Here is a 14,122-nt window from a genome sequence, read left to right as displayed (position 1 = left end):
CCCCCCCCCCCCCCCCCCCCCGCGGCGCGGGGGCGGCCCCGCGCGCGGCCGCCCCCCCCCCGGGCCCCCCCCCCCCCCCCCCCCCCCCCCCCCCCCCCCCCCCCCCGTCGCGCCTATTCAAGAAGCCCCGGCCCAACGGCCAGGGCTTCATGCTCACGCCTCAGCGTGTGCGTCCGCGTGGACCTCCGAATCGGTGCTGCCACTTGTATCGACGCTGCCATCGGCATCACCCCCGACCTCGCGCCCCGCCTCCGCTTCGACTTCGACAGCCGATTCCTTCCCCCTGAACATTACCGGCAGCCACCCCGTCCCCGCAGCCAGCCGCTCGGCCTCGCTCGCAATCTCGGCCTTCCTGAGCTTGCCCAGCCGGTTCACCTGATCGGGCGCAAACACCTGCACCGCTTCCAGCGCTTTGGCTTTCGAGACATGCTCGAAGTAGCCTGCGGCGGTCGGGGTCCACCAGTCGTGCATGTCGAGGTCCACCGCCTGAGCCAGCGCGGTGGCGGGGACTTCTCCTTCTTGCGACGCCAGCGCGCTGACCGTGGAAGCCACACAAACCGCCAGCAGTGACAGCAACTCCTGCTGCGGGAAAGCCAGCAGTTCCACGAACAGCGCGTCCGAATCGTTGGGCAGGCGATGGGCCCAGGCGTCCCGCACCTTGCGCATGCCCACGGCTGCTGGGGCACCTGCCATGTCGGGCGCATGCAGTCCAAGCCCATCCTGTGGTGTCGCAGAAATGTTGACTGCCGAGTCTCCCACCCCGTAGCTCTCCACGACCACCCGCAGCGCAAGGCGATGCACCAGGGCGACCAGTGCAACGTGGGGACGCCGCGCCACCTCGGCCTGCAGCGCTGCCGTGCGGTGCGCACTGAGGCGCTTGGCCAGCTTCTCCGAGATTCCTGACTTGGCGGGCTCGTCGGTGTCGGTATCCGGGTTGCCGCCCGCCCCGCCCTCCTCCTGCCGCTCCTGATCCCGCAGGGCCTTGGCCTGATCCTCCCGCAGCAGGCCACGGTGCACCACGACCCCGCCCATGGAATCGACCGACACGATGGCACCGGCCAGCGCCACCACGGCGGGCGGGTACTCGACCAGTTGGCGCTCCATGGCCTCCAATTCATTGCCAAGTGCGTCCATGGCGTCGTGCAGCGCCTGTGCCTGCTCGTCGGACATGTCTTCGTTGTCGTCGTCCAGTTGCTCCTGCAGCTTCACCTGCTGGTCTTCGAGCTTGGCGATGCGCTTGGCCTCGGTCTTGGTGGGTTCCCGCCGTGTGCTGCGCGCCCGCTGGAACTGGTAGAGGTCAGATGCCGAGGCACGCGGAGCGGCATCTATCCAGGCCCAGCCTTCGGCGCGCACCTGCTCAGCCACAGGGGCGAGCTTGTCCCGCGCCAGGGAGTCCAGCAGTGCACCATCGGTCAGGAAGATGCCGTTGTGATCATCCGCGAACAGGTCGCGGCGCACGCCGCCGCCCGCCTGTTCGTAGGCCTCCAGTCCGACAAATCGCGCCACCGCATCGCGACTGGCGTCCACCTCTTCACTGGTCAGGTGATCGCGTAGCGCATCCGGGCTGCGCTGCCATTGCGGCGATTCGTAGAACGCGGCCTCCTGCGCCGCGTGGTCGTCGGTGATGGCCAGCGCCATCAACTGCTCCAGCGTCACGGCCTGCGTACCGAAGTCAGCCAGCAGCCGGGGCGATACATTGGCAAGCTTCAGGCGCCGCTGCACCACCAAGGGTGTCACACCGAAATCTGCAGCAATGTCCTCCACGGGCCGCCCCTCGGCCACAAGTTCTTTCCAGGCAAACAGCTCTTCAATGGGGGACATGGCCTCGCGCTGGACGTTCTCCGTCAGGCTCACGGTGCGTGCCGCATCATCCTGCACCAGCAGGCAATGGACCACGGTGTCGCCGCACACCAGTCCGTTCTGGCAGACGAAGCGGAACATGCCCGCCAGCATCTGGTAGCTGCTGGTCCCGTCATGGGAGTTGAGCAGGATGATTTCGTTGGCCTCACGGCCATTGATCTGGCTGGCATGGCGCAGGCGGATCATGTGTTTGGTGAAGTCGCGCCGCCCCTCCTGGCGCACACGGGTCTGGCAGACCATGAAGGGTTGGAAGCCCTCCCCTCTCAGCTCCTGCAGTACGGTGGCCGTGGGGATGTAGCTGTAGCGCTCGGAGCGGCTGCCGTGCGGGGCCTGCGCAAAGATGGACGGGGCCACGGCCCTGATCTGGTCATCCGACAAGGGATGTTCAGAGCGAAGCACCGGCGATTGCGGCGCGAAACGGGATGCGAGTTGCATGGTGATTTCTCCAGACGAAGTTGGCTGTTGAAGAAAATCCTCACCGGATTCCTAGATTCAGAGCCCTCTTCGGGCTTCCGGTGGGGTCGGCACGAAGAACCCGGTTGGCCTCGTTGCCACCGTCTTTCCTGAGTTCATCGCCCGCGGCCAAAGGAGCGCACGCCGGGGTGCCGTCAAGGAAGAAGCGCCAGGAGTGGTGCGGCCCGCAGCCGAAGGCGAGGACACGGCCTGGCGCGCCTTGACGGCACCCCGGCGCGGGCTACGGTCGCGAAAAAGGTGATGAGGGAAGGAAAGACGGCTGAACAGGCACAGGCCCGCCATGCACGCCGACCTCACGCAAGCGAGAGCGCGCAGCGCCGAAGGCGCGAAGGGGCCGATCCGGCGCAGCCGGTTCGGCGGTATTCAAAGGGGCGCCAAGCGCAGTGCGGCGGGGATGGGCTGACCAGCCGATCCCCTGGAGGCAAGCGCAGCGCGCAGGCCTGGCTCAACGGTCGGGCCGAAGGCGTCAGCCGAGCGAGGCGAGTGAACGATGGAAGCCCGTAGGGGCGAGACGCCATAGGTGGCTCGATGCGCAAGCACGACAGCGCGGCCGGCCATTTTCAGATGGCTGGAGACGCCCGGAATCGGCTACCTTCGGGGCTACATCAAACCAGCATGGAACACCGGATGAGCGCAACTCCACCGACCAGCGAAACACGCGTTGCCGTCCTTGTCGACTGCGACAACGTCCCACCCGATATCCTCGATCACGCGCTGCGCATGGTGGCCCAGTTTGGCCGCGTGGTGCTGCGCCGCGGCTACGGCAACCAGGGCACGCTGGGCAACAAGTGGCAGGACGCCCTGGTACGCTTGGCATTTACCCCTTGCCTGCAGTACCAGTACGCGGCAGGCAAGAACACTGCCGACATCGCTCTGGCTCTGGATGCACTGGAAGCACTCTTCGACCACAGGGCCGACACCTTCTGCCTCGTCACCAGCGATTCCGATTTCGCATACCTGTGCCGCAAGTTGCGCGAGCGCGGCGCCACCGTCTGCATCGTCGGGGAGCCCAAGACACCCGACGCCCTTCGCAATGCAAGCGACCAGTTTTTTGAATGGGTGCGTCCCGAGCCTTCTGCGGATGCAACCATCGAGATCGCCCCAAAAGCATCTGCGAAGGCAGATCCGGTGAAGGCCGATCCACCAAAGCAGGAACAGCCCAAGCCGACAGTGAAGCGTCGGCCACGATTTCTCGTTGAGGCCGTGGCGCTACTCGTCAGCGACACGGCCGAAGGCAAGGTGGGGCTTGGTGGTCTGGGCCAGTACCTCAAGCGCATGGACCCTGCGTTCTCACCCGAGACCTATGGCCACTCAGGGCTGCTCAACATGGTCAAGACCTATGACCTATTGGCCCCCCAACAAGAACAGGGTGGCCACTGGTCGGTGAGCCTGCGACCCAAGACCGAGGGGGCGGCTGAAGCCGAAACGCCTCGTGCATAGGTGCTGAATTGCCGCCGAAGTCGAATGCAGCCGGCGTTTTAGAAGCCCCGTTCGGCGCTCAGCGGGAACGTGAAGAGAGCAGCAAACGGCCAGATACGCCCTGGTGCGCCTGACAACGCTTGAGCAGGTTCACCATTCCCACAAGAGCTAGCACTCTTGCGGCATCAGTAACGCTCACAAAGTGCAGCCCATGTCGCATTCTCAGGACACCACAACCGCCCCATCCGAAACTGAACCGGCCTTCTACCGCTTGGCCGACGTCATCCGCATCACCGCCCTGAGCCGGTCCAGCATCTACCGCCGCGTCGCAGCCGGTGAGTTCCCGCCGCAGGTATCGCTCGGCGGGCGGGCAACGGGCTGGCGACGTGCTGCCCTTGAAGAATGGATCAGTGACCCTTCAGGCTTTCGCCTACTGGTCAAGTGCGATGTAAAGCGTACATCGTCCGGCGCTCGTGTCCGCCACGTTTCCTCAGACCCGGGCAACCGGCATGCCAGGTGCGACTGACGGTAGCATGGGCAAAGCTGAATGCACTCCGGCACACCATCCTTGATCGCTCCAGCGCAATCATTGAGTATGGGGTTTCAATTTACGCACTAGAAGCTGTAAAATCAATTTACTGCCTACAATGCGTAAATTACCAATACAGCCTGAGGTTTGTATGTCTGGGTTTACGGTACGCACAGCCGATCAGTTGCCCTCCCTGCTGCAGGGCTTTCGCAAGGAGACTGGCCTCACGCAAAGTGAGGTGGCCCTGCGCCTGGGTGTGACCCAGCAGACCTATTCAGCATTGGAGCGCAACGCCGAGAATATTGGGGCGGCCCGACTGTTGAAGCTGTTGGGCATCCTCGGCGTGGAAATGGTGCTCGACAAGCCGGGACCGCTACGCACTACAGTAGGTCAGTCTGACACAGACCTGCCAAGCTGGTGAGCCATGGGACGCCGCTCACACAAGCGCGCTTTGGGACTCTGGATGAACGGCGCTTTCGTCGGCACCTGGAGCCTGGCACCGAACGCGCCGGACATGTTGCAGTACGACCCCACATGGGCCCACTCAGAGCAAGGACGTGCACTGTCATTGTCCTTGCCCTTTACCCCTGGCAACGTCCCTCATCGCGGAAACAAGGTTCGCGCCTACTTCGAGAACCTGCTCCCGGACAGCAAGGACATCCGTGAACGGGTCGCTCGCCGCTACCGCACCGGTTCCACCGACGCATTCGATCTGCTGGCCGAAATCGGCCGAGACTGCGTGGGTGCGCTGGAAATCCTGCCCGAAGGCCAAGCCTCGACGGGAATCGCGCCCCTGCAAGCTGAGCCCCTGAGCGATGCGCAGCTAGCCGAGGTTTTGCGTGGGACCACGACCCCGAACACCCTAGGACTGGCGGGCAGCGACGACGACTTCCGGATCTCCATCGCCGGCGCCCAAGAAAAGACAGCGCTGCTGCATCACAACGGGCAGTGGCACCTGCCTCGCGGGAGCACGCCCACCACATACATCCTCAAGTTGCCCCTGGGCCTGATCGGCGGCATGAAGATCGACATGCGCGACTCCGTCGAGAACGAGTGGCTGTGCTCGCTGATCCTGCGGGAGTTCGGCCTGCCCGTAGCAGAGTGTGAGCCCGTGCAGTTCGAAGACGTGAAGGCGCTGGCGGTCGAACGCTTCGACCGCGCATGGTGGGACAGTCCTGCAGGTGACCGCCGCCTCGTTCGCCTTCCGCAGGAAGACCTGTGCCAAGCCACCGGCACCCCTCCAGGAGCAAAGTACGAAGCCGATGGCGGCCCAGGCATGGATCGCATCCTAAACGTGCTGGAGGGCTCGATGGCGCGGGAGCAGGACCGCCGCACTTTCTTCCAGGCGCAGGTGCTGTTCTGGATGCTGTGCGCCACGGACGGCCACGCCAAGAATTTCAGCCTATTTCTACGCCCGGGCGGGCGCTACCAGCTAACGCCACTTTACGACGTGCTGTCGGCCTATCCAGTGCTAGGTGAGGGACCGGGGAAGATTTCACCGTTCAAGGCCAAGATGGCTATGGCGGTGCGCTCGAAGAATGCGCACTGGAAGATGCGGGACATCCTGCGCCGGCACTGGCTCGCATTGGGCACGCGCCACGGCATCGTGAGCGATAACGGCCGGCAAGTCCAGTTCATCCTCGAAGACTTGATCGCGCGAACGCCGGCGGTGGTGAATGCGGTGCGGGCAAAGCTGCCGGCGGACTTTCCTGAGCAGATGGCCGACAGCATCCTGAGCGGCTTGCGAAACGCCGCAAAAAGGCTCACACAGCTAGGTTCACTGAACGACTCATACAACTAGACTTACCCTCCAGTCACGAGCCAGGACCACTTTGCTTCTCGACGGAAGAGGCAGATTCAGCCCAGCTAGCTGGGTGAATTCCTTGTAGAGACTACGAACTTAGGCGGAAAAAAATGAGATCAGATGAAGCCGGTAAGGCGGCCCTTGAGCACTTGGGATTTTCAGTACGAAAGCTGCCCGAGATGGAGGAACAAAAGAGAGCCGACTTTATTGCGACGCTCGGTGACGTTACCCTGTTGGTGGAGGCAAAGTTACGCCGGGACAACCCGACCGAGCTCAAGCGCATGAATGCCGTGCTTGCTGAAGGTGAGGTATACGGGTCCACGCACAAACTCGGACGAAACAACTCCCACAGCAAGAACATCCGGGATGGCTTCGAGCAACTGATGCAGGAGCGGGAAGAGCAACACGACTACAAAGTGCTTTTGTACGTGGCCGACTGCGAGAACATCTCAGTGGTGTGTGAGCAGATCGTAGACACCCTATACGGTGCGACTAGTGCCTTCGTTACCACGAACGGCGGCGTGAAAGAGACCAGATGCTACTTCTACGATCCGAGTGAGTTCTTCGACAATAAGGAGGTAGATGCTGCGATCGTGGGATATCGCTACGACGACAACTGGCATCTTGTGCTGTGCTTAAATTCTTTCTCCGACCGATTTATCAATCTCCGCAGATCCGCACTTGGTCAACTCTTCCTGGGAAGCACCATTGATCCGCTTGCCGACGAGGCTCGAGGTGATGCGTTTATCGTAGGCAACGACGCCCCGCGCCTCGCCGGTGGCGATAAGGCGTTCGCACGGCACTTCCCCTCTATGGACCCGGTGCTTCGCCATTTGGAATCGAAGTATGACCTCCCGCCTAACACGGTGGTGCAGGGCAACATGAATGCGCCGCTTTTCATCGTACGACGTGCTGGGGATTCTGGTTGAATGCAGTCCGTGAACTCCACTGAATATTGACCTTATGGGATGCCACGCTGGCTTCCCGAGTTAGGCGCGGCCCCCAGCGTCAGCGGGGGCGGAAACCGGTCTTCGGCGATCCGTCGGTAGATCGTCGAACAGCTCAGGCGGAAATGTGTATGACGTTACGCAGCCGGTAGAACGCGGGTACCCTTCGCACCGCGTGCTGCATGGTGCTGTAGTGGTGGTACTTGAGCACCATAGACGCTGGAGCGTCGCGCAGCCGTGCCAGCTTTTTGCGCAGCTTCTCGCTGGGCACGGGCATCGGAATGCGGATTCCCATGAACTCTTCTTCGAAGCCCATGCAGGTCGAGTAGTCCTGTTCGTCCTCAAGCTTCTTTTCTGCCTCCACCACCATCAGGTGCGGAGCGGCCTGCGCGGGGCTGGCAAAAGTCTGCGTGAAGGCTTGACCACCACCGATCGACAAGCGAATCTCAATGGGGCCGAACGGTGCAGGCGCCAGGGCCGGCGCCGTGGGCGTGCCCTCTGATGGTTTCACCATAAGCTCGTCGTGCACCTTCGGCACCGGCGCAGTCTTGAAGGGGCGGCTATCGCTATACGCCGGGCTGTTGAATACGTTGATCAATGGATGCAGGGCGACAGTGCTGGCAGGGGAGCGAAGGTACGCAAGTATGGTGCTGATGCGAATTCCGCGATTGCTCAGCCAGACGATCCGGGCTTCTTCGATTTGCCCGTGCTCGACGGGGATGATCTGTTCATCCTTGTCCAGGTAGTTGCCCTGCCCATCCTTCTTCGCGACGCCTGCGCTGTGCAGTGCAATTACTTGCCATTCGTTGTTGAAGACGGGCGCTCCGCTGCTGCCGGGGGCAGTGTCGCTCTTGTATATCAAGACATCTGCCAAGTCATTGGCCAGAATCTCATTGTTGCGCAACGCCACTTGTTTATCTTCTCCGTCGGCATGCTGAATGATGGTTGCGAAGTCTGCGGTGCCTGCCTTTCCGATCCTGCCATTGAGGATCAAATAGCCTTGATCGCTCAGCTGGCGATTTCCCGACATGTCGATTTGGCGAACGGCGACCAACGCCAGGTCGAGTGCCTTCGACGTGTGAAGAAACGTCTCGGGGTCCAGCGCATGCGCCACCGGTTCCCCGCGCTTGCCCCTTAGGTCGAATTCGTAGCCGAACTCGATGACAGCATCGTCGGCGAACGCAGCGAACTCCGCTGCGTTCGCTACGGGGAAGACGTGGTGATTGGTCATCATCAGGTCAGGAGTGACCATGAAACCTGTTGCGTAGGCGGTTTTGTGTTTGACTCTGTCGAAGTACTTGATGCGCCCTACTGAGCGAGATCGCATGAATCCTGTCAGCAGATAGTTCACCGGCAGGAGGTCATTTGTCCCGAGATAGCGTTCGAATGCAGGATCGAAATCCTCCCTGGCGGACATCGCGATCATGGATCGACGCAATTCAAAATGCGCCAGGCCATCCAGATCCACCGCCGCAGTTGACGCATGGGTGGTACGAATGTTCGAAATATCCGCTGTGGTCTTCGGAAACTCCGCTTCGGCGGCTTGGAGCAGTTCGACTGGCAGCTTCACGATCGCACCTCCGTCATTTGGTGAGCTTCACCGGACCGGCGCCATCCAGTTCAGGCGCGTCCTTCTCGGCGAAAGCAACCGACACGTCAACGGCCTTCTTGACAGCCGATGTCCAGCCACGCGCACCTTGCAACTCAAAGCTGCAGCTGTCGCGATCGCCCGCTTTGCGCCGACCCTTGACTGCCGCGATCTTGCAGGTGCCCTCCATCTGAGCGGGCTTATCCTTTACATCATCAATGACCACGCTAGCGGTGATCTTGGCCGCACCGCCGGCGAATGCGGTGAACGCCTGGCCGGCATTGAGAGGAAGGTCGATCTTGAACTTCAGCACCTGGGCTAGCTTGTTGGGAGCTACCAGCCTTGCCTTCAATTCATCAGCCTTCTTGTAGAAGACCACCGGCTTCCGCACGTCGAAAATCTCGGTCCCGCCCGACTTGCCGTGCTTGACTGCGAGCGAAATTGCAATTAGGTCGCCACTGATCAGATTCGGCACGGTCTTTTCCGGCAGGGTGAACAGAATGTTTTTGCGGTCTGCGGCGACTTGCGTGGTTGCGGTGAGTTGTACGTTGAGCGAAGTGTCTTGCGGCGACGTCACCTGGAGAATGGCCTCGTCAGTCACGGCCAGTGCATTGTTCAGTTCAATAGCTTGCTGGGCCTCGGCGACGATACGCGCAGGCATGCCGCTGATCTTGAGCGGGGCGGGATCATCCTTCGCGGCAGCGGTCTTGGATTTGACCGTGACGGCGCCGGCTAAAACGTCGCCTTCGGAGGTTTGAAGCGTTAACTTGACGCGGCCATTCTTCATTTCACTGCCAGCACCCGAGGCAATCTTGTCAAAGTTTGCCGTGATGCCCCGCCGGTCCGGATGGATGGTAATGAGATCAGCACGCTGGGCGCCGATGTGCACTGCGGTTGAGCGCCAGAGATCGCGCCCGCGGATGTTGACGGCCGCTGGAGCATCCTCGGTGACCTGAATATCTTGGAACTCGTCCACGCGAGGCTCGCGTTCGTGATGGTCACCGACGCCGGCAAAGACGTCGCCATAGCGGGAGGGCAGTGGCACGCGGTAGTGAGTTGGCGATATCCCGGTAGGGACTGACTGGAGATCAGCCTCGCGAATCCAATGCGTGTTAACTTCCACCGCCATCCCGTCCACCCAGGCCGGCAGCGAGAGGGAAGCTGCGACAGTCTTGCGAGCGGTGGCATGGCGGAAACGGGTGCTTTTGCCATCGCTAGACAGCACAAACGATGGGCCGAAGATCCACCCAAATTCGAGCGCTTCTGCGCAGCTCGTATTGCTGCAGGTGTTCCCGCGGCGCGTGAATGCAACGACAAGAGGTTGGCGGCGAAGCGCCTCATACTGGGCTGTGTTGGACTTGATGCTTTGAAGCGCAGCGTTTAGCCCAACGTTGCCTTTGCTAGCCGCCAGCCCTAATAACAGTTCGGCCGACTTACGGTTGGAGGACACTTCCGAAAGCTGCTGGACAGTCTCCTTCGGCACTACCTCGTAGACCGATGCCTTGAGATTGGCCAGCAGCTTCGTCTTGAGTTGCTCACCTATCGGCCCGCGACGCGCCTGCAAGACATAGGGAAAGTGGCCTGGTTGGGAAGAGTCCACGACGAGCGTCGCGTACTGCGACGCGGGAGATGCCTGAAACTCTGCTTTCGTCTGCGCGTCAAAAATCTGGGCGACACGGATTGCCCACTCTGAAAACTTTGCTTCGGCTTCCGGGGTATCGTTCTTTTCGAGATATAGCGAGCCGATGCTCGTGCGTCTCGCCTTAAGCCAGTTGCAGTCTGGGCCACAACTCAGGACTTGGGTGTTGGCGATGACTCCAGCACTGAGGTGCCGTTCCAATGCTGCGCGGAAGTTGCTCCCTAGATCACTGGTCGCGCATCTGAACGCCTTCGCGAACACGCCGAAGTCGTCGCCCCCCTTTGCGGCGGTTGCCGCCTTGCTTGCGCCGGCCCAACACTCTTTGCCGAGCGCGCGCATCGTCACGCGGTAGGACCTCTCGTTCGTTTGCGTGATGAGTGCCGCCTGCCGTAGAAGCGAGTTGGCCAGCAGCTTGGTGTAGTCGATGCCATCAAGCTGGGGACGAAGTTTGATGGTGACGACTGCCCAAGCGCTAGTGTCGTTCGTTGGAAGGACAGTCGTGTCGAACGCCAGGCGGTAGAGCGTGTTGCCATCGAGGTCGTGCACGTCGTCCCCGCGCGTTGCAAAGATCTCGCTGTCAATTGTGTCGTAGGCTGCGAGGCGATCATAGAAGTCTTGCACCGGCGTCGAGGACAGTTGCGTGGGAGCGGCAGGTGCTGCTGGCGCTGTAAGCACATCCTTGTTGGCCGTGATCAGTGTGCTGCTGGGCGCTGAGGCCGCCGGGTTCGATGTCGTTGCAGTGGGAGTATCTCGTGGCGTGGCCGCGGCGGTCAGACCGATTTCCTTGAGCTGCTCGTCTAACTGTTTGGCGGTGATTTCCTTTTTGTTGTATTTCGCGATGATGTCATCGCGCACAGTCGCACGAACGGCGTCCAGCGCCTTTTGATCGTTGGCTTGGCTTTGCGCGGCTTGGATGTCGCGCGCGATGTCGATGTTTTGCAGCCCTCGTAGCGGGTCAATACTCACGTTCGCCTGCGCGCCAATGAAGGACATGCTGGTCAGAGACGTCAAGCCGCTGACCCCCAATTTCGCGTCCCTGACTTCATTGCGGCGCAACGTAAGCCAATGCTCCTTCTCTCGGCGGTCGTTGATTAACCGGTCGCTTGTTTCCACGCGAGGGCTGTCCACCGTGATTTCCCCAAAGCCAGTTCCAGGCTCGTTTCGGGGAAAGCTGGTGCATCCCGCCGCCACGGCGGTGCAGCCAAGCGCGACCAACTTAAAAACGCGACGCGTGCCATTCCATCGAGCTGACATAACGGATCCCTCCTTGTACAAGCCCGTGGCGCGCTTACGTGGCACCGCCACTGGATCAAATTGAATGTAGCAATCTGTTTTGGCCTTTGCTATCCCCAAAATTGACTATGCCGATGGTCGGCTTTATCTGATATCAGGCGAACCCCTCTTTGGCTTCACCATCCGTCAACCCTCATCGACGGAGATGTGGGTCATGGAACCCAACGGATGCCATTTGGGAATCAAGGATTCCATTTGCCCATCCTCGCGAAGAAAGTGATGCGCCGCACCAGGCAGCATCATGGGATGTAGCGGCACCGTGGCCTTTGGGTTGTGATAGACGTCCATGCCCTCAATCCAACTCTCATGGTACTCGGCCGCATTGATGTTGAAGGAGAATTGGACCGGTTCGGCGGCGTCTGCCTCGTTGCTCGTGGCGATGCCCATTCTGCGCAGCGCGACCCGCTTGGAGCCGAATCCCGCAAGAACGCCCATGCGGTTGAACTTGGAAATTGTCGCGCTCGGATTCGACAGGACCGCGCTGATGTTCTCCGAGTCCGGCAGGTTGAAAAAGCCCGACGGCACTGTCTTGGAACCCCATACATGCTGGTCTACGGCGACAACCTCAATGGACATAGCGCCTGACGCGTTTTGTTTGAGAGTCCAGCAGCGGCCATACAAATAAATGGGCAGGGCAGAGCTACTTATGGCCATTGAGCCAGGGGCATGAAAGTCTTGGATCGCAAACACGAGCGGGCGCCCTCGGACGTGTTCTCTCTCCCAATACTTCTTCTTCAATTTCGTGGTTAGCGGTCCTGCATAGCGGATGGGCATGTAGTGCCGATCAAAGGCTACGAATTGCTCCATAGTCTCTACCACGGGCGGCGGAACCATGACGCCTGCAGCGTCGCGACTGGGGTTCACCGTCGTCGCTTCAATACACAACTCCGCGAAAGCGCTGCGAGCGCAGAAGTCGGGCATCGGCATCGACTTGTCAAAGACGTACCCAGACTCCACGAGCGCCGCAAACAGGTACAGCTCCCACAGCCGCGTATCGAACCCGGTGGTCTGGAACTGTTCGACGAAATTCCCATCGGCATCCTCGTACCACCGCATCATGGGCTTGATGATCTCAACCGCAGGGGAATAGCCTTCCAAAGTTGCGATGGTGACGAAATCGGCATTGATCTTCTCACCACCAACGATTGGGGTGAAGAAGTCAACCGGCTTGCCTTTTTCGTCGCCTTGAGCGCGTTCCGCGTCCAAGTTGTCGTGAACTGCTTTAACTGCAACTGGCACCTCGGCCATTACTTCTTCGACGCTCTCGAAGAATGGTGTGTCTCCAACCCATCGATAGCGCTCCTTAAGATCTTTGGCGAGCAGGAGCGCACTGTAGTCGCCATCGGTCACGTCTTGAATGATGACGATCAGAATGTCCTCGTCATGGGCTTGCAGCCAGCGCACCTCGTGAGCGGCAACAAGGGCATACGGCTGCCTGCAGTAGCCGGCGAGGGCGTTGAACCGAATCTCACTGATGTCCTTCATCACTTTGCCCCGGTGTTTGGTTCTTGGCGCGGCGTTCCGCAATCGCCAGCATCGCTCTTTTCGCGTTGGCAAGCAGTTTTTCCACGTCCCGCATCTGCGCCACTTCTCCGCTATACGTCAGCGAAATTGTCCAAGAGATGAAGTACGGCATCATTTCGTTGTACAACCTTTCCATGTGCTCCGAAGCAGGCCGGGAGCTGCTGCTCTTCATCAGACCTTCAACGAGCGGTTGATTGGTCTCCCATCCAAGGTAGGTGACAAATCCGAACTTGCGTGTCGCCAGATTCCTCTTCGCAATGCGTACGTGGTCTTTGATAAGGCGATGGAATAGCCACGCCATTGTTGGTTCAGCGCAGTCATCCAACGTCCACTGCATGACGGGTGGCCCAATCTTGACTCGCTCGTCATCAGCTGACATCAAATCGATCCAGTTTCCCTTATCGGAGAAATCGATAGTGACCTTCTTGCGCGCGTGATTCATGATGTACGCCTCAGACAGCTCATGCGCGCAGAAAAAGCGAAGAATGCCTGCCTTGCGGTCCACCGACGCGTAGAAGAGCGGAAGGTCAAGCTCGAAGAGCCACTTGACCTGATCGCCTTCGTATACAACCTCTGTAACGCTCTCAGACTTGATCTGCACGAAGAGCGAGTCTTCGGCGATAACCCGCTTGCCATCGTAGTCCCGCAATAGCGTGACTACGGCATCGGTTCCCACATCCTCGGTCCTGGGAACAGGTGCGACAAGCGCGAACGACTGCAACATCATCAAGGCAAGCGATTCTGCGAGGTCGCCGACCTGAGGTTTTTAGAACGAAAGGACGGCATACAGTCTCCCTATTTTGTCTTTCGCAATTCTGCCGGTGAGAAGGGACGTATCCACTGAACGCCTGACCCTGGCTTGCTCCCGGCGTTTCTCCGCCGGGCTCGCAGGGTGCCGCCCAATGCCTGGAGCAGCAATCGACAATCAAACAACCTATGTGCCCGAAAACTTGACCAGGACAAGATCCTGCAGCGTTTGACGGCAGCTTGCGGGGATAGGGGTCCCAAACAAAACGGGCTGCTATTGGGGAATTACGGCCTCTCA

At 60.4% G+C, this 14,122-nt stretch carries 10 protein-coding genes; 5 read left to right on the top strand and 5 right to left on the bottom strand.

What is annotated here, in order from left to right; genetic code table 11:
* Positions 1 to 153: 153 nt before the first annotated feature.
* The gene (locus WH367_RS10775; protein WP_339535982.1) at positions 154 to 2,295 is read right to left on the bottom strand and encodes a DUF932 domain-containing protein; all 2,142 of its coding nucleotides are present in this window, start codon (positions 2,293 to 2,295) and stop codon (positions 154 to 156) included.
* A 666-nt stretch (positions 2,296 to 2,961) separates the two neighbouring features.
* Between WH367_RS10775 and WH367_RS10770 the strand changes: the two genes are divergently transcribed.
* The 5 genes from WH367_RS10770 (at position 2,962) to WH367_RS10750 (ending at position 7,015) form a co-directional block, all read left to right on the top strand.
* A complete protein-coding gene (locus WH367_RS10770; RefSeq protein ID WP_339536127.1) occupies positions 2,962 to 3,774 on the top strand; it encodes an NYN domain-containing protein in 813 nt (270 codons plus the stop codon).
* Positions 3,775 to 3,964: 190 nt separating this feature from the next.
* On the top strand, positions 3,965 to 4,279 hold the full coding sequence (locus WH367_RS10765) for a helix-turn-helix transcriptional regulator (RefSeq protein WP_339535980.1): 315 nt from the start codon (positions 3,965 to 3,967) through the stop codon (positions 4,277 to 4,279).
* A 154-nt stretch (positions 4,280 to 4,433) separates the two neighbouring features.
* Positions 4,434 to 4,703, top strand: a complete 270-nt coding sequence (locus WH367_RS10760; protein ID WP_339535978.1) for a helix-turn-helix domain-containing protein — start codon at positions 4,434 to 4,436, stop codon at positions 4,701 to 4,703.
* Between the two features lie 3 nt (positions 4,704 to 4,706).
* Entirely contained in the window at positions 4,707 to 6,083 is a 1,377-nt protein-coding gene (locus WH367_RS10755; RefSeq protein WP_445228098.1) for a type II toxin-antitoxin system HipA family toxin, read from the top strand.
* A gap of 113 nt (positions 6,084 to 6,196) precedes the next feature.
* Complete coding sequence (locus WH367_RS10750; RefSeq protein WP_339535974.1) at positions 6,197 to 7,015, top strand: hypothetical protein; 819 nt, start codon at positions 6,197 to 6,199, stop codon at positions 7,013 to 7,015.
* 133 nt (positions 7,016 to 7,148) lie between these two features.
* Here the strand turns inward: WH367_RS10750 and WH367_RS10740 are convergent, their stop codons facing one another.
* From WH367_RS10740 to WH367_RS10725, 4 genes are all read right to left on the bottom strand, one after another.
* Positions 7,149 to 8,603: a trypsin-like serine peptidase gene (locus tag WH367_RS10740; protein ID WP_339535972.1), complete on the bottom strand. Its 1,455-nt coding sequence runs from the start codon at positions 8,601 to 8,603 to the stop codon at positions 7,149 to 7,151.
* A 13-nt stretch (positions 8,604 to 8,616) separates the two neighbouring features.
* Entirely contained in the window at positions 8,617 to 11,514 is a 2,898-nt protein-coding gene (locus tag WH367_RS10735) for a hypothetical protein (RefSeq protein WP_339535971.1), read from the bottom strand.
* Between the two features lie 165 nt (positions 11,515 to 11,679).
* Positions 11,680 to 13,038 carry a hypothetical protein gene (locus WH367_RS10730; RefSeq protein ID WP_339535969.1) on the bottom strand — a complete coding sequence of 453 codons (1,359 nt, stop codon included), beginning with the start codon at positions 13,036 to 13,038 and terminating at the stop codon, positions 11,680 to 11,682.
* Positions 13,022 to 13,807, bottom strand: coding sequence for a hypothetical protein (locus tag WH367_RS10725; protein ID WP_339535967.1), 786 nt, complete (start codon positions 13,805 to 13,807; stop codon positions 13,022 to 13,024). The genes WH367_RS10730 and WH367_RS10725 overlap by 17 nt, the downstream gene beginning before the upstream one ends.
* Positions 13,808 to 14,122: the final 315 nt, after the last annotated feature.

The organism is Comamonas sp. MYb21 (genome assembly GCF_037479395.1).
Lineage (GTDB): Bacteria > Pseudomonadota > Gammaproteobacteria > Burkholderiales > Burkholderiaceae_C > Comamonas.
Note: the sequence above shows the minus strand (reverse complement) of the source record. Positions and strands in the feature narration are given on the sequence as shown.

Bases quoted from the DNA above. Each gene is read 5' to 3' on its own strand.
- WH367_RS10775 (WP_339535982.1), bottom strand. From the start codon at position 2,295: ATGCAACTCGCATCCCGTTTCGCGCCGCAATCGCCGGTGCTTCGCTCT.
- WH367_RS10735 (WP_339535971.1), bottom strand. From the start codon at position 11,514: ATGTCAGCTCGATGGAATGGCACGCGTCGCGTTTTTAAGTTGGTCGCG.
- WH367_RS10730 (WP_339535969.1), bottom strand. From the start codon at position 13,038: ATGAAGGACATCAGTGAGATTCGGTTCAACGCCCTCGCCGGCTACTGC.
- WH367_RS10765 (WP_339535980.1), top strand. From the start codon at position 3,965: ATGTCGCATTCTCAGGACACCACAACCGCCCCATCCGAAACTGAACCG.
- WH367_RS10750 (WP_339535974.1), top strand. From the start codon at position 6,197: ATGAGATCAGATGAAGCCGGTAAGGCGGCCCTTGAGCACTTGGGATTT.
- WH367_RS10760 (WP_339535978.1), top strand. From the start codon at position 4,434: ATGTCTGGGTTTACGGTACGCACAGCCGATCAGTTGCCCTCCCTGCTG.
- WH367_RS10770 (WP_339536127.1), top strand. From the start codon at position 2,962: ATGAGCGCAACTCCACCGACCAGCGAAACACGCGTTGCCGTCCTTGTC.
- WH367_RS10755 (WP_445228098.1), top strand. From the start codon at position 4,707: ATGGGACGCCGCTCACACAAGCGCGCTTTGGGACTCTGGATGAACGGC.